This is a genomic window from Spiribacter sp. SSL99, assembly GCF_009805925.1.
In the GTDB taxonomy this organism is placed as follows: Bacteria; Pseudomonadota; Gammaproteobacteria; order Nitrococcales; family Nitrococcaceae; genus Spiribacter; species Spiribacter roseus.
In genome coordinates, this window is sequence record NZ_MAOM01000022.1 from 95,288 (window position 1) to 111,773 (window position 16,486).

Sequence of the window (16,486 nt, forward strand, 5' to 3'; positions counted from 1 at the left end):
GCGATCGTGCGAATCGCGCTGGTTGCCGGCGAGCCGTCTGGCGATTTCCTGGGCGCCGGACTGATCCGCGCCCTGGCGCGCCGTTATCCCGATGCCCGGTTTGAAGGTGTTGGCGGTCCTGACATGCAGGCGGCCGGCCTTGTCAGCCACCACCCCCTCGAGGCGCTTTCGGTGATGGGCATCGTCGAGGTGCTGGGGCATCTGCCACGACTCCTCGCCATCCGTCGTGACCTGCGGCGGCGCTGGCGGGCCGATCCACCGGATCTTTTCATCGGCATTGACGCCCCCGATTTCAATCTGGGCCTGGAGCGTTCGCTGCGCTGGGCCGGGGTCCCGACGGTCCACTACGTCAGTCCCACGGTCTGGGCCTGGCGCAGTGGCCGACTGCGCGCGATCCGTCGGGCCGTGGATCGCATGCTCTGCATCTTCCCCTTCGAGGCCGATTATCTGCAGGCGCAGGGCGTGGACGCCCGGTTCGTCGGCCATCCCCTGGCGGACGCCATCGATCCGGCCGGCACGGCGGACGCCGCACGCGAATCACTGGGCGTGGCTGCCGACGAGACCCTGATTGCGCTGCTGCCGGGCAGCCGCGGCAGCGAGATCAAGGCGCTGTTACCGGTGTTCCTCGATGTGGCGGCGCGGCTTGCCGAGGCAGCACCGCAGCGGCGCTTTGTGATCCCGGCCGCCACGCCCGCGCTGCAGGCCCGCATTGAAGCGGCGCTTGACGGCATCACGCCGCCAATGCCCATCGAGGTGGTGGCCGGTCAGGCGCGCACGGTGCTGGCCGCGGCCGATGCCGGTCTGATCGCCTCGGGGACGGCAACCCTCGAAGCCATGTTGCTGCACTGCCCAGCGGTCATGGCGTATCGGGTCAACTGGCTGACCGCCGTGCTGATCCGGCGCAGTCTGCGCATCAGCCACTTTGCCATGCCCAACCTGATGGCCGGCGAGGCGTTGATGCCCGAGTTCGTCCAGGACCAGGCCACGGCGGAGAATCTGGCCACGGCGCTTACCCGCCTGCTCGACTCCCCCGTGCAACGCGAAGCGATGGCCCGCCGGTTCGCCGCCCTGCATCGCGAACTGCGCCAGGACGCCGGCGAGCGCGCCGCCGATGCGGTGGGCGAGCTCCTGGACGGGTCGCCGGGGCCGGTCTGATGGAGTCGGTGGAAGCCGGCATTGCCGGGGTCGATGAAGTCGGGCGCGGGCCGCTGGCGGGTCCGGTGGTGGCCGCGGCGGTCATCCTCGACCCTGCCGACGACTGGACGGATCTGCGCGACTCGAAGCGTCTCTCGGCGCGGCGGCGTGAGGGTCTGGATGCGCGTATCCGCGCCTCGGCCGTGGCCTGGGAGATTGCCGTCGCCAGCACCGGCGAGATCGATGCGCTGAACATCCGCGGCGCAAGCCTGCTTGCCATGCAACGCGCGGTCGAGGCGTTGACACCGACACCGGTGGCGGTGCGGGTGGACGGGCGCGACTGCCCGAGCGTCGCGCCCCCGGTGACCGCCCTCGTGGGCGGTGACGATCGGGTGCCGGCCATTGCCGCGGCGTCGATCATCGCCAAGGTCCATCGTGACCGCATCGCGCTGGATCTGCATGCCCGCTATCCCGACTATGGATTCGACCGGCATCGCGGCTATCCGACCGCGCTGCACCGCGAGCGGCTCGCCCGCCATGGGCCCTGTGCCGAGCATCGCCGCAGCTTCAGACCGGTCCGCGCGGCACTGGCCCGCTATCTTCCGCCAGCCTCCGGGCGGTAATATAACCCCCTCAAGTTGGCGACCCGGTTGACCTCATGCCCCCAGGCTTTGTCCATCTCCACCTGCACACGGAATTCTCCCTGATCGACGGGACCGTGCGCGTGAAACCGCTGGTGGAAGCAGCGGCGCGACAGGGCATGCCCGCCGTCGCCATCACCGATCAGGGCAACCTGTTCGGCATGGTCAAGTTCTACAGCGCCGCGGTGGCCGCCGGCGTCAAGCCGCTGATTGGCGCGGATCTGCGCATCGCCGCCGGTGACCGCGACGATCACCACACGCTGACATTTCTGTGCATGAACGACGCCGGCTACGCCAACCTGACCCGGTTGATCACCGCGAGCTATCTGCAGGGACAGGGTCAGGGGCTGCCGCTGGTCGACCGCCAGTGGCTGGATGACTGGAACGAGGGGCTGATCGTGCTCTCCGGGGCGGCCCGCGGCGATGTCGGCGAGGCCCTGGTGGCCGGCAACGGCGACCTGGCCCGGCGCCGGCTCGCGTTCTGGCAGGAGCGGTTCGGCGATCGTTACTACCTTGAACTGCAGCGTACCGGGCGTCCGGGGGACGATGCCCACGTCCATGCGGCGGTCGCTCTGGCCGGCGAGTGCGCGGTGCCGGTGGTGGCCACCAATGACGTGCGCTTTATCGAGCCCTCCGACTTCGAAGCCCACGAGGCCCGGGTCTGCATCCATGAAGGCCGGGTGCTGCATGATGACAACCGGCCGCGGCGCTACAGCGAATCACAGCACCTGCGCAGTCCTGAGGAAATGGCCGAACGCTTCGCCGACCTGCCCGAGGCGCTGGAGAACACCCTGGCGATCGCGCGGCGCTGCAACCTCTCGCTGACGCTGGACCAGAACGTGCTACCGGATTTCCCGGTGCCCACCGACCAGACCATTGATGATTACCTCCGGGCCGAGGCGCGCGCGGGACTGGATCAGCGCATCCAGCGGCTGGGCACGCCGGGGGGCAGCGAGGCCGAGTACCGCGAGCGGCTCGAGCACGAGCTTGGCGTGATCATTGAGATGGGGTTCCCCGGGTATTTCCTGATCGTCGCCGACTTCATCCGCTGGGCGAAATCACAGTCCATCCCGGTGGGGCCGGGACGGGGTTCCGGCGCCGGCTCGCTGGTCGCCTACGCGCTGGATATCACCGACCTGGATCCGCTGCGCTATGACCTGCTGTTCGAGCGCTTTCTCAACCCCGAGCGGGTGTCCATGCCCGATTTTGATGTCGACTTCTGCATGGAAAAGCGCGACCGGGTCATCGATTACGTGGCCGAGCGGTACGGCCGCGAGAAGGTCTCGCAGATCGCCACCCACGGCACCATGGCCGCACGGGCCGTGGTCCGTGACGTCGGCCGGGTGCTGGGGCATGCCTATGGCTATGTCGATCGCATCGCCAAGCTGATCCCGTTTGAAGTGGGGATGACGCTGGACAAGGCGATGGCCCAGGAAGCGGATCTGCGTGAGCTGGGCGAACAGGACGAGGACGTCCGCTTTCTGCTTGATCTGGCCCAGCGCCTCGAGGGCCTGTCACGCAATGTCGGCAAGCACGCCGGCGGGGTGGTGATCGCGCCCAGCGATCTGACGGATTTCTCGCCGCTGTTCTGTGAGCCGGGGGGTGGCGGGCTCGCCACCCAGCTGGACAAGGATGACGTCGAGGCGGTGGGCCTGGTGAAGTTCGACTTCCTGGGCCTGCGCACGCTCACCATCATCGACTGGACGGTGCGCGCGGTGAATGCGCTGCGCGCCGATCAGGGCGAGACGCCACTGGATATCGAGACCATCCCGCTGGATGACGGCCCCACCTTCGAGCGGCTCAAGGACTGCCAGACCACCGCGGTGTTCCAGCTCGAGTCGCGGGGCATGAAGGATCTGATCCGCCGCCTGCGCCCGGACAGTTTCGAAGACATCATCGCGCTGGTGGCGCTGTTCAGGCCGGGGCCGCTGCAATCGGGCATGGTCGAGGACTTCATCGACCGCAAGCACGGTCGCAAGCCGGTCGCCTATCCCACGCCCGAACTGCATCACGCCGCGCTGGAACCGATCCTCGAGCCCACCTACGGGGTGATCCTCTATCAGGAGCAGGTCATGCAGATCGCCCAGGCCGTGGGCGGTTACAGCCTGGGTCAGGCCGATCTGCTGCGGCGCGCGATGGGCAAGAAAAAACCCGCCGAAATGGCGAAACAGCGGACCCTCTTTCTGGCCGGTGCGAAGGAGCAGGGCCTGCCCGACGCACAGGCCGAGGGCCTGTTCGATCTGATGGAGAAGTTCGCCGGCTACGGCTTCAATAAGTCCCACTCGGCGGCGTATGCGCTCCTGTCGTATCAGACGGCGTGGCTGAAGGCGCATTACCCGGCCGCGTTCATGGCGGCGGTGCTGTCATCCGACATGGATAACACCGACAAGGTCGTGACCCTGATCGACGAATGTCGGGCGATGTCGCTGGAGGTGGCACCGCCGGACATCAACCGCTCGGACTGGATGTTCCAGGCCCCGGATCACGGTGGCATCGTCTACGGCCTGGGCGCCGTCAAGGGCGTCGGGCAAGCCGCTGTCGAGGCGATCATCGAGGCCCGCCGGGACGGTGGCGCCTTCGCCGATCTGCACGACCTGTGCCGGCGCATTGACCTGCGCCGCGTCAACCGCCGGGTGCTCGAGGCCCTGATCCGCTCCGGCAGCCTGGATACCCTCAGTCCGAACCGCGCCTCGGCGATGGCGACGCTGCCGGCGGCACTGCAGGCGGCGGAGCAGCAGAGCCGTAATGCCGAGCTGGGACAGGATGATCTGTTTGGTCTGGGCGCGCCGGCCGAATCCGCGGCCGGGCCGCACCACGAGGCCAGCGCCGTACATTGTGCCGAATGGGCCGAGCGCGAGCGGCTGGCGGCGGAGAAGGAGACCCTGGGCCTGTATCTGACCGGTCACCCCATCGAAGAGCACGAGGCCGAGCTCTCGGGATTCATCAGTTGCCGGCTCAACCAGGCCTCGACGGGGCTCGATCGCAACAGCGCCCGCGGCAAGGGCGAGGCCCGGGTGGTGGTCGCCGGTCTGGTGGTCGCGGCGCGCAGCCGGGTCACCCAGAGTGGCCGGCGGCTGGGCTTTGTCACGCTCGATGACCGGACCGCGCGGCTCGAGGTGATCCTGTTTGGCGATGTTTATCAGCGCCACCGGCATCTGCTGGAAAAGGACCAGCTCATCGTGGTCGAGGGTGATCTGGGCTATGACGAATTCAGTGATGGGTATCGCGTGTCGGCCGAGCGGGTCTACGACCTCGCCGGCGCACGGCTTCAGTTTGCCCGTCGGCTGGTGCTGCGCGTGGCCGCGGGTGAGGCGGGCAACGGCTTTGTACCGGCCCTCGCCGAAGCACTCACGCCTTACCAGTCAGGCGGCTGTCCGGTGTGCATCGACTACGAGGGCGAGGGCGCCCTGGCCCGACTGCGGCTGGGTGATGAATGGCGGGTGCGGCCCGAGCCCGAGCTGATCACCCGGCTGACACGCCTGCTGGCGGCGGACCGGGTGGCCGTCGACTACCGCCGCTAGGGGCATGATAGACTTCGCGGCACCACAGGTAGGGGGAGTGCAGCATTGGGGTCGAGTAATCTGAATTTCCTGGAGTTCGAGCGGCCCATCGCCGAACTCGAGGCCAAGATTGAAGAGCTGCACTACGTCAACGACGACGCCGAGATCAATATCAGCGACGAGCTCACGCGCCTGCGGGCCAAGAGCCGGCAGCTGACCGAGCAGATCTTCCGCAACCTCAGCGCCTGGCAGGTTTCACAGCTGGCACGGCACCCCTACCGCCCCTACGCGCTGGATTACATCGAGGCCATTTTCACCGACTTTGAAGAGCTGCACGGGGATCGTGCCTTTGCCGACGATGCGGCGATCGTGGGTGGCCTGGCGCGCCTCGATGGTGAGCCGGTGATGGTGATCGGCGAGCAGAAGGGCCGCGACACCCGCGAAAAGATCGCCCGCAATTTCGGCATGCCACGCCCCGAGGGCTATCGCAAGGCGAAGCGATTGATGGAGATGGCCGAGCGCTTTTCACTGCCGATTTTCACGTTCATCGATACACCCGGTGCCTATCCCGGCGTCGATGCCGAAAAACGCGGTCAGAGCGAGGCCATCGCCCATAACCTGTTCGTGATGTCGGGGCTGCGCACGCCGGTGATCTGTACGGTCATCGGCGAGGGGGGATCCGGTGGCGCTCTGGCGATTGGCGTCGGTGACCGGCTGCTGATGCTGCAATACAGCACCTATTCGGTGATTTCGCCGGAGGGCTGCGCGTCGATCCTCTGGAAAAGCGCCGAGAAGTCGGCCGATGCCGCCGAGGCGATGGGGATCACGGCGACGCGCCTCGCCGAGCTGGGCCTCAACGACGAGGTCATCGAAGAGCCCCTGGGCGGCGCCCACCGCGACTGGCAGGAGACCTCGCGGCGGCTGGGGGATGCCCTGCGCCGGCACTGGGCGGCCCTGTCGAGGCTGGATATCGATCAGCTGTGTGCGGCGCGCTATGACCGTCTGATGGCGCTGGGTGAGTTCAAGCAGTAACCGCACAATGTCGGCGGCGGTCGACGTCGCGCGGCTCGAGGCGGCGCTGCCGGCCCGCTGCCCGGCGCTGGTGGTGGCCTTCAGCGGCGGGCTCGATTCCACCGTTCTGCTGCACCTTGCCGCCCAGGGCCAACGACCCGTGCGCGCCGTGCATGTCCACCATGGCCTGCAGCCGGCCGCCGACGATTGGGCGGCGCATTGCCGCGCGACCGCCCTGGACCTGGGTGTGGGCTTCGAGCAGATCAATGTCCGCCCTGATCACCGTGATGAGGGCCAGGAGGGCGGCGCGCGCGATGCCCGTTACCGCGCACTGGCGGCCGGGCTTGATCACCACGAAGCGGTACTCACGGCCCACCATGCCGATGACCAGCTCGAGACGCTGCTCTACCGGTTCCTGCGCGGCACCGGGCCGGATGGCCTGGCGGGGATCGCGCCGCTGCGACCGTTGGGGCGGGGCTGGCTGGTCCGCCCGCTGCTCGACGTCTCCCGCGATCAGCTCGCCGCCTATGCCGCCCGGCATGCCCTGGATTGGGTGGAAGATCCCAGCAATGCCTCGCTGGATATCGATCGCAATTACCTGCGCCACCGCGTGATCCCGGTGATGAAGGCGCGCTGGCCGGGGGCTGCGGCGGCGGCCGGCCGCCTGGCGGATCATGCCCGCGGGCAGCGCGCGGTCATCGCCGAGTGGCTGGGCGAGGGGCGTGGGCCGCTGTCCCTGGCGGACTGGCGGGCCCGGACCGGTCCGGCCCGGCGTCTGATGCTGCGCGAGTGGATCCGGGCCGGTGGCCAGCGACTCCCCGGGCAGAAACGCCTGGAGGCGGGCATCCATGCGCTTGCCGATGCCGCTGCCGACCGCGGACCGGTGCTGGCATGGCCCGGGGGGCAGGTCCGGCGTCACGGCGGGTGGTTGTATCGATTGCCCGCCACACTGCCGGCCATTCCGCCATCACAGCGTCTGCCGACCGGGGCCCGTGAAGCCGGCTGGGGTGACCTGGGTGTGGCGGCGGGGCTGCCCGCGGCCGGGCCTGTGTGGCTGCGGGGACTCTACCCCGGCGAGCGGCTGGCGCTGGCCGGGCGGCCCACCAAGCCCGCCCGCGAGGTGCTCCGCGAACACGGCGTGGTGCCCTGGTGGCGGGATCGACTGCCGGTGCTGGTGGATGAGCACGACACCTGTCTGGCGGTGGCGGGTCTCGGGCCGACCCGCGAGGGCCAGGCACGCTGGCCGGCGGGCGGGGTCCAGAGCTTTTGCTGGCGGCCTCATGACGCGGCGGCCGGGGCTGACTGGGCATGGCTGACGGCCACCGGCCAGATTGTGCCAGACGGGTCGTTCTGCTAAGTTCCATAGCCATTCCGGGGGGCAGCCGGCTCACCCATTCCGCCACCAGACCGACGGTATAATGACGCGATTCATCTTTATCACCGGCGGTGTCGTGTCCTCATTGGGCAAGGGCATCGCCGCCGCCTCCCTGGGCAGCATCCTGCAGGCACGCGGCCTCAGCGTGACCATGGTCAAGCTTGACCCCTACATCAACGTCGATCCGGGCACCATGAGTCCGTTCCAGCACGGCGAGGTCTTCGTCACCGACGACGGCGCCGAAACGGACCTGGATCTGGGCCACTACGAGCGGTTCGTGCGCATGCGCGCCGCGCAGGCCAACAATCATACCACCGGGCGGATCTACGAGAGCGTGATCCGTAAGGAGCGCCGCGGCGACTATCTGGGCGGCACCGTCCAGGTCATCCCGCATATCACCGACGAGATCAAACGCTGCATTGAAGACGGCGCCGGTGAGTCGGACATCGCCCTGATCGAGATTGGCGGGACGGTGGGCGATATCGAATCGTTGCCGTTTCTCGAGGCGATCCGGCAGATGGGCACCGAGCTTGGCCGTGAGCGCTGCCTGTTCATTCACCTCACGCTGCTGCCCTGGATCGGGGCGGCGGGCGAGATGAAGACCAAGCCGACCCAGCACTCGGTCAAGGAACTGCGCAGTATCGGGATCCAGCCCGACATCCTCGTGTGTCGCGCGTCCATGCCGATACCCGCCGAAGAGCGCCGCAAGATTGCGCTGTTCACCAATGTCGAGCCGCGCGCGGTGATCTCGGCACTGGACGTCGACAACATCTACAAAGTCCCGGCGATGCTCCACGAGCAGCATCTCGATGGCATCGTCGCGGAAAAACTCGGCCTTACACTGCCGCCGGCCACGCTTAACGACTGGGCGCATGTGGTCGAGGCCATGGAGTCGCCGGTCGGCGAGGTGACCGTGGCCATGGTCGGCAAATACGTGGATCTGGCGGATGCGTATATGTCGCTGAATGAGGCGCTGCGTCACGCCGGTATCCAGCAGCGCCAGAAAGTGCATATCCGCTACGTCGACTCGGAGGCCATCGAGCGTGAAGGCACGTCGCTGCTCAATGACGTGGATGCGATCCTCGTGCCCGGCGGCTTCGGCGAGCGCGGCATTGAGGGCAAGATCGCCGCGGCGGGTTATGCCCGCGAGGCGGAGGTGCCGTTTCTGGGCATCTGCCTGGGGCTGCAGGTGGCCGTGATCGAATTCGCCCGCCATGTGGCCGGGCTTGAAGGGGCGCACAGCACCGAGTTCGTCACCCACCCACGGCACCCGGTGATCGCGCTGATCACCGAGTGGATGAACGCCGAAGGCCTGCGCGAGTACCGCGACAGCGACTCGGATCTGGGCGGCACCATGCGGCTCGGGGCTCAGGCCTCGACGCTGGTCCGCGGGACGCGGTTCCACCGGGTCTATGGCAAGGATGTGATCCGCGAGCGGCATCGCCACCGGTATGAGTTCAACAACGGCTATGCCGAGCGCCTGACGGACGCGGGGCTGGTGATCGCCGGCTGGTCGGGGGATGGCCATCTGGTCGAGGCGGTGGAGCTGCCGGATCATCCCTGGTTCCTGGCCTGCCAGTTCCATCCGGAGTTCACTTCGACGCCGCGCGATGGCCACCCGCTGTTCGCCGATTTCATTGACGCCGCCACCGCCCAGCGCGATGCGCGCGCGGACCGGGCCTCGTGACCCTCCGGGTGCAGGGCCAGCCACTGGGGCTTGACCACCCGCTCTGCCTGATTGCGGGCCCCTGCGTGGTTGAATCGCGGGCACAGACGCTCGCCATCGCCGAGCAGCTCGTGGCGATGACCGCCGAGCGCGGCATCCCGTTGATCTTCAAGGCCTCGTACGACAAGGCCAACCGGTCGTCGGCGTCCAGTTACCGCGGGCCCGGGCGCGCCGCCGGGCTCGAGACCCTCGCGGCCGTGCGCGAGCGCTTCAATGTGCCGGTCCTCACCGATGTGCACGAGGCCACGCCGCTGGATGAGGTGGCCTCGGTGGTGGACTGGGTGCAGACCCCCGCCTTTCTGTGCCGCCAGACCGACTTCATTCAGTCGGTGGCGGCCTGTGGACTGCCGGTCAATCTCAAAAAGGGTCAGTTCCTGGCGCCCTGGGATATGGCCAATGTGGTCGACAAGGCCCGCGAGACCGGCAACACACAGATCACGGTGTGCGAGCGCGGCGTGAGCTTTGGCTACAATAATCTGGTCGCGGATATGCGCTCGCTGGCGGTCATGCGGGCCACCGGCGCCCCGGTGATTTTCGATGCCACCCACTCGGTGCAACTGCCGGGCGGCCAGGGCAGTGCCTCCGGTGGGCAGCGTGAGCATGTCCCGGTGCTCGCCCGTGCCGCCGTGGCGGCTGGCGTCAGCGGTCTTTTCATGGAAACCCACCCCGATCCGGCCAATGCCCTGTCGGATGGCCCCAACAGCTGGCCATTGCAACGGCTGCCGGCACTCCTCGATGCGCTTACAGCGCTGGATGCCGTCACCCGACAGCACGGATTTGCCGAAAACGAACTGTAAAAGGAGCCGATTCATGCCCACCATCACCCGCATCCACGCCCGCGAGATCCTCGACTCGCGCGGTAACCCCACCCTCGAGGCCGAGGCCACCCTCAGCGATGGCAGCCTGGGCCGCGCAGCGGTGCCGTCCGGCGCCTCCACCGGGGCGCGTGAGGCCGTGGAGTTGCGCGATGGGGACAAGACGCGTTATCTGGGTAAGGGCGTGACCCGGGCCGTGGCCAACGTCAACGGCGAGATCAACGACGCCCTGAATGGCATGACCGCCGAGGATCAGCGCGGCATTGACGAGCGCCTCATTGCCCTCGACGGCACCGACAACAAGGGCCGGTTGGGCGCCAATGCGCTGCTCGGCGCCTCGCTGGCGGTGGCTCAGGCGGCGGCGCGGTCGGCGGGCCAGTCGCTGTTCGCCTATCTGGCCCCGGCCAAGGAATACACCCTGCCCGTGCCCATGATGAATATCCTCAACGGCGGCGCGCATGCCAGTAACAGCGTCGACATCCAGGAATTCATGGTGATGCCGATCGGCTTTGATCGCTTCAGTGACGCGCTGCGCTGCGGCACCGAGATTTTCCACGCCCTCAAGAAAGTGCTCGCCGGGCGGGGACTGTCAACGGCGGTGGGCGATGAGGGCGGCTTCGCCCCGGACCTGCCTTCGAACGAAGCGGCCATCGAAGTCATCCTCGAGGCGGTGAAAGCGGCCGGCTATACCCCGGGCGAGCAGGTCTGGCTGGCGCTGGACGCCGCCAGCTCCGAGTTCTGTGAGAACGGCGAATACTATCTGGCCTCCGAAGACCGGCGCTTTGATGCCGATGGCTTCGCCGCCGTGCTCGCCGACTGGGTGGCGCGCTATCCGATCATCTCGATCGAGGACGGTATGGGCGAGGATGACTGGGACGGCTGGGCCACCCTCACGCGCCAGATCAGCGAGGGCGTCCAGTTGGTGGGCGACGATCTGTTCGTGACCAATACGCGCATCTTCCAGAGTGGCATTGATCAGGGCATCGCCAACTCGATCCTCATCAAGTTCAATCAGATCGGTACGCTGACTGAGACGCTGGATGCGATCAGTATGGCCGATGACGCCGGGTACTCGGCGGTGGTTTCCCATCGCTCGGGCGAGACCGAGGATACGATCATCGCCGATCTGGCCGTCGCCAGCACCGCCACGCAGATCAAGACCGGCTCCCTGTGCCGCTCGGACCGCGTTGCCAAATACAATCAGCTGCTGCGGATTGAAGAGGCGCTGGGCGAGCGGGCCCGTTACGCGGGTCGCTCGGCATTCCCCAACCTGCGTCGCATGGGCGCCTGAGTCGGACGATGCGCTGGATGGCGGCGGCGCTGGTGGTGTTGATCGTGGTGCTGCAGTCGCGGCTCTGGCTGGGTGAGGGCAGCGTCCCCGCCATGCAGCGACTGCAGGCCGCGGTCGCCGAGCAGCGCGGCGAAAACGCCCGCCTCGACGAGCGCAACCGGGCGCTGGCAGCGGATGTCGCCGACCTGCGCAGTGGACTGCGCAGTGTCGAGGAACGGGCGCGTCGTGACATGGGCATGATCGGCGCTGATGAACACTTCTATCGGGTGATCGGACCGCGGGATGGCTAAACGCCTCTGGGGGCTGATCGCGGCGGCCGGCAGTGGCCAGCGCCTGCGCGCCGGGACGCCCAAGCAGTACCACCATCTGGCCGGTCGACCGGTTCTGGCCTGGTCGCTCGATGCACTCTGTCAGGTACCTGACATTGCCGGCGTGATGATCGTGCGGGCCGCCGATGATGCGCTGTTCGATCAGGCCTCGCTGCGGCGCGATGACCGGGTACGCGACTGCCCGGGCGGCGCGGAGCGTCAGGACTCGATCCGTGCCGGACTGGCGGCGCTGCGGGACTGGGGCGCCGCGGAAGGCGACGGGGTTCTGGTCCACGACGCGGCCCGGCCGGCGGTCCCGGCGGCCGATATCACCCGTCTGATCGAGGCCGTCGCCGATGATCCGGATGGCGGGCTGCTGGCCGCGCCGGTGCGTGACACCCTGAAGCGCGCCGATGCGGCGGGTCGGGTGGCCGATACGCCGTCCCGGGAAGGACTCTGGCAGGCGATGACCCCGCAGTTGTTCCCGCTGGGGCGGCTGCAGACGGCGCTTGCCCGTGATACCCGGGTGACTGACGAATCCCAGGCCATGGAGGGGCTCGGTGCGCGCCCACGGCTGGTCGCGGGTGATCCGGGCAACATCAAGTACACCTATCCCGAAGACATCCACTGGCTGGCCAATGCCATTGAGCGCAACCGACGGAGGGCGCCGGAATGATGCGGATCGGTCAGGGCATCGATGCCCATCGGCTGGTCGCCGACCGACGTCTGGTGCTGGGCGGCGTCGAGGTGGCCTTTGAATACGGACTGGCCGCGCACTCGGACGGAGATGTGCTGCTGCATGCGTTATGCGACGCGCTGCTGGGCGCTGTCGGTCAGGGCGACATCGGCCAGCATTTCCCGGACACCGATGCGGCCTACGCGCAGATCGACAGCCGCGTGCTGCTGCGCCGTGTGGGTGCCCTCGTCGCGGGGCAGGGCGGCGTGATCGGCAACCTCGACGCCACCCTGATCGCCCAGCGGCCGCGCCTGGCGCCGCACCTGCCCGCCATGCGCACCCGCATTGCGGCAGACCTTGACCTGTCGGAGGGACAGATCAATCTGAAAGCGACAACGCTTGAGTGGATGGGGTTTACCGGGCGCGGTGAGGGGATCGCCGCCAGCGCCGTGGCGCTGGTTGACTGCCCGTGAGTGGGACAGGCGACTGGCCGCTCGCCTGGGGCACGCCGGTGGGCAAGGCGCGTGTTGCGGTCAGCCCCGAGGATTTCCAGGTCGACGAGCGCCTGGGCTTTGCCCCGACCGGGGACGGCCCGCATCTGCTGGTGCGGATCCGCAAACGCGGACTGACCACCCAGCAGGCCGTCCAGCAGCTGGCCGGGCACTGGCAAGTGGAGCGCCGGGCCATGGGCTATGCCGGGCGCAAGGACCGTCAGGCGGTCACGACGCAATGGTTATCCGTGCCCTGGCCAGTCAATGCGCCACTCGCCCCACTGGGTCGCGTGGTTGATCAGGACGGGCAGGCGCTGGATGTGATCGATGTCCAGCGCCACCGCCGCAAGCTGCCGGTGGGGGCGCTGACGGGCAACCGCTTCACCCTCACGCTGCGTGATGTCGATGCCGCGCCCCGGGATATCGCCGCGCGGCTCGTGACCATTGCCCGGCACGGGGTGCCCAATTATTTTGGTGGCCAGCGTTTTGGCCGTCATGGACAGAATCTGGACCGGGCCCTGAAGTGGCTCGCGGGCGGCGAGCGCCCGCGCTCGCGCAATGACCGCAGCATGCTGATCTCGGCGGCACGCTCGGCCATGTTCAATGCGGTGCTGGCGCGGCGCATTGACGCCGGTGACTGGTCCCAGCCGCGCCCCGGCGATCTGCTGGTGCTCGATGGACGTGGCAGCCTCTTTGCTGCCGAGGCGGCCGAAACGGCCTTCAACCGCCGCCGCGCGGCCGGCCTGCGGATCCACCCCACGGGGCCTCTGCCCGGCGCCACCAATCGGCGCCAGCCGCAGACGGCGGCATTGATCGAGCGCGAGTCGGCGGTATTGCAGGACTGGGCGGCGGTCATTCAGGCGCTGGCGGACCTGCGTGTCACCGCCGATCGACGGGCGCTGCGTCTGAGCGTCGGCGCGCTCGCTGGCTGGCGGATGGCGCCGGGGATCTGGCGCCTGCGCTTTGAGCTGACCCGGGGCGCCTACGCCACGATGGTGATCCGCGAGCTGGTCGAGGCGGTCAATGACTGATCAGCGTCGCAGCAGCACATACAGCGCCCCCGTGCCGCCGTCCACCGGCCGCGCGGAACAGAACGCGAGGATGTCGTCGCGCTGGCGCAGCCAGCGGTCCACCTGCCCCTTGAGGACCGGTCCGGCGTTTGACGAGCGCCGGCCCTTGCCGTGGATCACCCGCACGCAGCCCATGTGTCGGCGGTGGCATTCGTTGAGGAAGTCGGTCAGCAGGCGGCGCGCCGAATCGACCGTGTGGCCGTGCAGGTCGAGCTCGGCCATTACACTGAAATCGCCCCGACGCAGTCGACGCAGGGTTTTGCGATGGAGGCCGGCACGCGACCAGGCAAGGGCCTCGCCCAGCTCCGCGCCCAGCTCGGCGCCGTCCTGTTCGCCTTCGGCGAGTTCCCGCAGCACCGCCCGGTCGTCGGCACGACGCTGGCCGGGGATCGGTGGCGGACGGCGGCGCTGCAGATCGGGCGTGTCCGGGTGCTCAAGCGGACTGACATCCTCCATGGCCGCCCGGAAAAGGGCGGTCTCCGGGTCCTGATCTTCCATGGCTGTCTCCCGCAGCGTCTCGGGATCGGTATAGTACACGGGCAAAAGCGCAAGGAGAAAAGGGCCTTCCATGAGAATTCTCGTCAGCAACGACGACGGCTATGAATCCACGGGCATCGGCGAACTCGCCGCCACGCTCGCCGAGCAGGCCAGCGTCACGGTGGTGGCACCGGTGCGCGACCGCAGTGGCGCGAGCAACTCGCTGACACTGGACCGCCCGCTACGCGTTGATGAAATCCGCAGCGGTGTCTTTCGGGTGGATGGCACCCCCACGGATTGCGTGCATCTGGCCACCACGGGCCTGCTTGAAGCGCTGCCGGACATGGTGGTCTCGGGGATCAATGCCGGTGGCAACCTGGGCGATGATGTGCTCTACAGCGGGACGGTGGCCGCCGCCATGGAGGGCCGGACGCTCGGTCTGCCGGCGATCGCGATTTCCCTGGTGGGCGATGCGCCCACGCATTACGCCACGGCGGCGGCCATGGCGCGGCAATTGATCAACCGTCTGCACCATGATCCGTTGCCGGCCGACACCATCCTCAACGTCAATGTCCCGGATCGGCCCTGGGACGAGGTCACCGGCATCGAGGCGACCCGGCTCGGCAGTCGTCATCGCGCCGAAGCGGCGATCCGCGATCATGACCCCAAGGGACGCCCCATCTACTGGATCGGCCCGCCCGGCGCGCGCCAGGATGCGGGCCCCGGAAGCGATTTTGACGCCATTGAGCGTGGGGCGATCTCCATTACGCCCATGCAGGTTGATCTGACCCGTTATTCAGCACTCGACTCAGTGGCCGGCTGGATCGAGGGACTGCGCTGATGGACGATCACCGCCGTCAGGGCATCGGCATGACATCGCGGCGTACCCGTGAGCGGCTGGCCGGCCGGCTGGGCGACGCCGGGATCCGTGATGCCCGGGTGCTCAACGTGATGCGCCAGATCCCCCGACACCTGTTTGTTGACGAGGCGCTGGCATCGCGGGCCTACGAGGACACCGCGCTGCCGATCGGTCACGGGCAGACGATTTCGCAGCCGTTCGTGGTGGCCCGCATGACCGAGATCCTCATCCGGGACCGGATCCCCTCGCGGGTGCTTGAGGTGGGGACGGGTTCGGGCTATCAGGCCGCGGTGCTCGCGGCGCTGGTCGATGAGGTCTGCACCATCGAGCGCATTCGTGCCCTCTACGAGCGCAGCCGTGCGCTGTTCCGCCAGCTCGGCATCGGCAATATCCGGCAGCGCCTTGGCGACGGTTTCGAGGGCTGGCCATCGGCCGCGCCGTTTGATGCCATCATACTGACCGCGGCCCCTGAGACGGTGCCGCCCGCGCTGTTCGAGCAGCTCGCCGACGATGGCCAGTTGATGGCACCGGTGGGTGGCGGAGGCACCCAGGAACTGCGGGTCTGGCACCGACGGGCGGGCGCGTTCGACGAGCAGACCGTGGAAGCCGTCAGCTTTGTCCCCATGCGCGGCGGCATCCAGGGATGAAGGTCTTTACCGCGCTCTACGATCGGGTCCTGCGCTGGGCCGGGCATCCCCGGGCGCCGTGGATGCTGGCGGGGTTGAGCTTTGCCGAGTCCTCATTCTTCCCCGTGCCGCCCGATGTCATGCTCGCGCCCATGTGCATGGCCCGGCCGCGGCGGGCCATGCGACTGGCAACGCTCACCACCCTGGCCTCGGTGGCGGGCGGTGTGCTCGGGTATCTGATCGGTCTTCTGGGCCTCGAGCTGGTCCTGCCCCTGATTGAGGAAGCCGGCTATGCACCGGCCTATGAGACGGCGCGTGGCTGGTTCGTGGACTGGGGCTTCTGGGTGGTGCTGGTGGCCGGTTTTTCGCCGATCCCCTATAAGATCTTCACCATCGCGGCCGGCGCCATGGCCATTGCCTGGCTGCCCTTCCTGCTGGCGTCGCTGCTGGGCCGGGGGGCGCGGTTCTATCTGGTGGCTGCGGTGC

Annotated in this window: 16 protein-coding genes; 15 read left to right on the plus strand and 1 reads right to left on the minus strand. The window is 68.1% G+C overall.

The annotated features are described in order from the left end of the window. Window positions 1-6 precede the first annotated feature (6 nt). The 12 genes from lpxB to truD all read left to right on the plus strand — a co-directional run bounded on the left by lpxB (window position 7) and on the right by truD (window position 13,999). Complete coding sequence (gene lpxB, locus BA899_RS09860) at window positions 7-1,155, plus strand: lipid-A-disaccharide synthase (RefSeq protein ID WP_159300485.1); 1,149 nt, start codon at window positions 7-9, stop codon at window positions 1,153-1,155. Continuing rightward, entirely contained in the window at window positions 1,155-1,757 is a 603-nt protein-coding gene (locus tag BA899_RS09865) for a ribonuclease HII (RefSeq protein WP_159300486.1), read from the plus strand. The genes lpxB and BA899_RS09865 overlap by 1 nt, the downstream gene beginning before the upstream one ends. A gap of 35 nt (window positions 1,758-1,792) precedes the next feature. Further along, window positions 1,793-5,296: a DNA polymerase III subunit alpha gene (gene dnaE / locus BA899_RS09870; RefSeq protein WP_159300487.1), complete on the plus strand. Its 3,504-nt coding sequence runs from the start codon at window positions 1,793-1,795 to the stop codon at window positions 5,294-5,296. Between the two features lie 45 nt (window positions 5,297-5,341). Further along, the gene (locus BA899_RS09875) at window positions 5,342-6,307 is read left to right on the plus strand and encodes an acetyl-CoA carboxylase carboxyltransferase subunit alpha (protein ID WP_159300488.1); all 966 of its coding nucleotides are present in this window, start codon (window positions 5,342-5,344) and stop codon (window positions 6,305-6,307) included. 7 nt (window positions 6,308-6,314) lie between these two features. Beyond that, window positions 6,315-7,643 (plus strand): tRNA lysidine(34) synthetase TilS, encoded by a 1,329-nt coding sequence (tilS, locus tag BA899_RS09880; RefSeq protein ID WP_159300489.1) that lies wholly within the window; start codon window positions 6,315-6,317, stop codon window positions 7,641-7,643. Between the two features lie 61 nt (window positions 7,644-7,704). Continuing rightward, complete coding sequence (locus tag BA899_RS09885) at window positions 7,705-9,348, plus strand: CTP synthase (RefSeq protein WP_159300490.1); 1,644 nt, start codon at window positions 7,705-7,707, stop codon at window positions 9,346-9,348. Further along, a complete protein-coding gene (gene kdsA, locus BA899_RS09890; RefSeq protein WP_159300491.1) occupies window positions 9,345-10,184 on the plus strand; it encodes a 3-deoxy-8-phosphooctulonate synthase in 840 nt (279 codons plus the stop codon). Before BA899_RS09885 ends, kdsA begins: the two co-directional genes overlap by 4 nt. Window positions 10,185-10,197: 13 nt before the next feature. Next, the gene (gene eno / locus BA899_RS09895) at window positions 10,198-11,493 is read left to right on the plus strand and encodes a phosphopyruvate hydratase (protein WP_159300492.1); all 1,296 of its coding nucleotides are present in this window, start codon (window positions 10,198-10,200) and stop codon (window positions 11,491-11,493) included. Window positions 11,494-11,501: 8 nt separating this feature from the next. Beyond that, window positions 11,502-11,783, plus strand: a complete 282-nt coding sequence (locus BA899_RS09900; protein ID WP_110882781.1) for a septum formation initiator family protein — start codon at window positions 11,502-11,504, stop codon at window positions 11,781-11,783. Beyond that, complete coding sequence (gene ispD / locus BA899_RS09905) at window positions 11,776-12,477, plus strand: 2-C-methyl-D-erythritol 4-phosphate cytidylyltransferase (protein ID WP_159300493.1); 702 nt, start codon at window positions 11,776-11,778, stop codon at window positions 12,475-12,477. Before BA899_RS09900 ends, ispD begins: the two co-directional genes overlap by 8 nt. Continuing rightward, window positions 12,477-12,950, plus strand: coding sequence for a 2-C-methyl-D-erythritol 2,4-cyclodiphosphate synthase (gene ispF, locus BA899_RS09910; protein ID WP_110882895.1), 474 nt, complete (start codon window positions 12,477-12,479; stop codon window positions 12,948-12,950). Before ispD ends, ispF begins: the two co-directional genes overlap by 1 nt. Then, complete coding sequence (gene truD / locus BA899_RS09915) at window positions 12,947-13,999, plus strand: tRNA pseudouridine(13) synthase TruD (RefSeq protein ID WP_159300494.1); 1,053 nt, start codon at window positions 12,947-12,949, stop codon at window positions 13,997-13,999. Before ispF ends, truD begins: the two co-directional genes overlap by 4 nt. Here truD and BA899_RS09920 read toward each other — a convergent pair whose 3' ends face one another. Next, window positions 14,000-14,536 carry a Smr/MutS family protein gene (locus BA899_RS09920; protein WP_159300495.1) on the minus strand — a complete coding sequence of 179 codons (537 nt, stop codon included), beginning with the start codon at window positions 14,534-14,536 and terminating at the stop codon, window positions 14,000-14,002. 70 nt (window positions 14,537-14,606) lie between these two features. Here BA899_RS09920 and surE point away from each other — a divergent pair, with 70 nt between their 5' ends. The 3 genes from surE to BA899_RS09935 all read left to right on the plus strand — a co-directional run. Beyond that, window positions 14,607-15,356, plus strand: a complete 750-nt coding sequence (gene surE / locus BA899_RS09925; RefSeq protein ID WP_159300496.1) for a 5'/3'-nucleotidase SurE — start codon at window positions 14,607-14,609, stop codon at window positions 15,354-15,356. Further along, on the plus strand, window positions 15,356-16,021 hold the full coding sequence (locus BA899_RS09930; protein ID WP_159300497.1) for a protein-L-isoaspartate(D-aspartate) O-methyltransferase: 666 nt from the start codon (window positions 15,356-15,358) through the stop codon (window positions 16,019-16,021). The genes surE and BA899_RS09930 overlap by 1 nt, the downstream gene beginning before the upstream one ends. Further along, a partial coding sequence (locus BA899_RS09935) for a YqaA family protein (RefSeq protein ID WP_159300498.1) occupies window positions 16,018-16,486 on the plus strand: 469 nt, incomplete at its 3' end. The genes BA899_RS09930 and BA899_RS09935, both read left to right, overlap by 4 nt.

Bases quoted from the DNA above. Each gene is read 5' to 3' on its own strand.
- BA899_RS09885 (WP_159300490.1), top strand. From the start codon at position 7,705: ATGACGCGATTCATCTTTATCACCGGCGGTGTCGTGTCCTCATTGGGC.
- eno (WP_159300492.1), top strand. From the start codon at position 10,198: ATGCCCACCATCACCCGCATCCACGCCCGCGAGATCCTCGACTCGCGC.
- BA899_RS09900 (WP_110882781.1), top strand. From the start codon at position 11,502: ATGCGCTGGATGGCGGCGGCGCTGGTGGTGTTGATCGTGGTGCTGCAG.
- BA899_RS09920 (WP_159300495.1), bottom strand. From the start codon at position 14,536: ATGGAAGATCAGGACCCGGAGACCGCCCTTTTCCGGGCGGCCATGGAG.
- BA899_RS09930 (WP_159300497.1), top strand. From the start codon at position 15,356: ATGGACGATCACCGCCGTCAGGGCATCGGCATGACATCGCGGCGTACC.
- ispF (WP_110882895.1), top strand. From the start codon at position 12,477: ATGCGGATCGGTCAGGGCATCGATGCCCATCGGCTGGTCGCCGACCGA.
- dnaE (WP_159300487.1), top strand. From the start codon at position 1,793: ATGCCCCCAGGCTTTGTCCATCTCCACCTGCACACGGAATTCTCCCTG.
- tilS (WP_159300489.1), top strand. From the start codon at position 6,315: ATGTCGGCGGCGGTCGACGTCGCGCGGCTCGAGGCGGCGCTGCCGGCC.
- surE (WP_159300496.1), top strand. From the start codon at position 14,607: ATGAGAATTCTCGTCAGCAACGACGACGGCTATGAATCCACGGGCATC.
- ispD (WP_159300493.1), top strand. From the start codon at position 11,776: ATGGCTAAACGCCTCTGGGGGCTGATCGCGGCGGCCGGCAGTGGCCAG.
- BA899_RS09865 (WP_159300486.1), top strand. From the start codon at position 1,155: ATGGAGTCGGTGGAAGCCGGCATTGCCGGGGTCGATGAAGTCGGGCGC.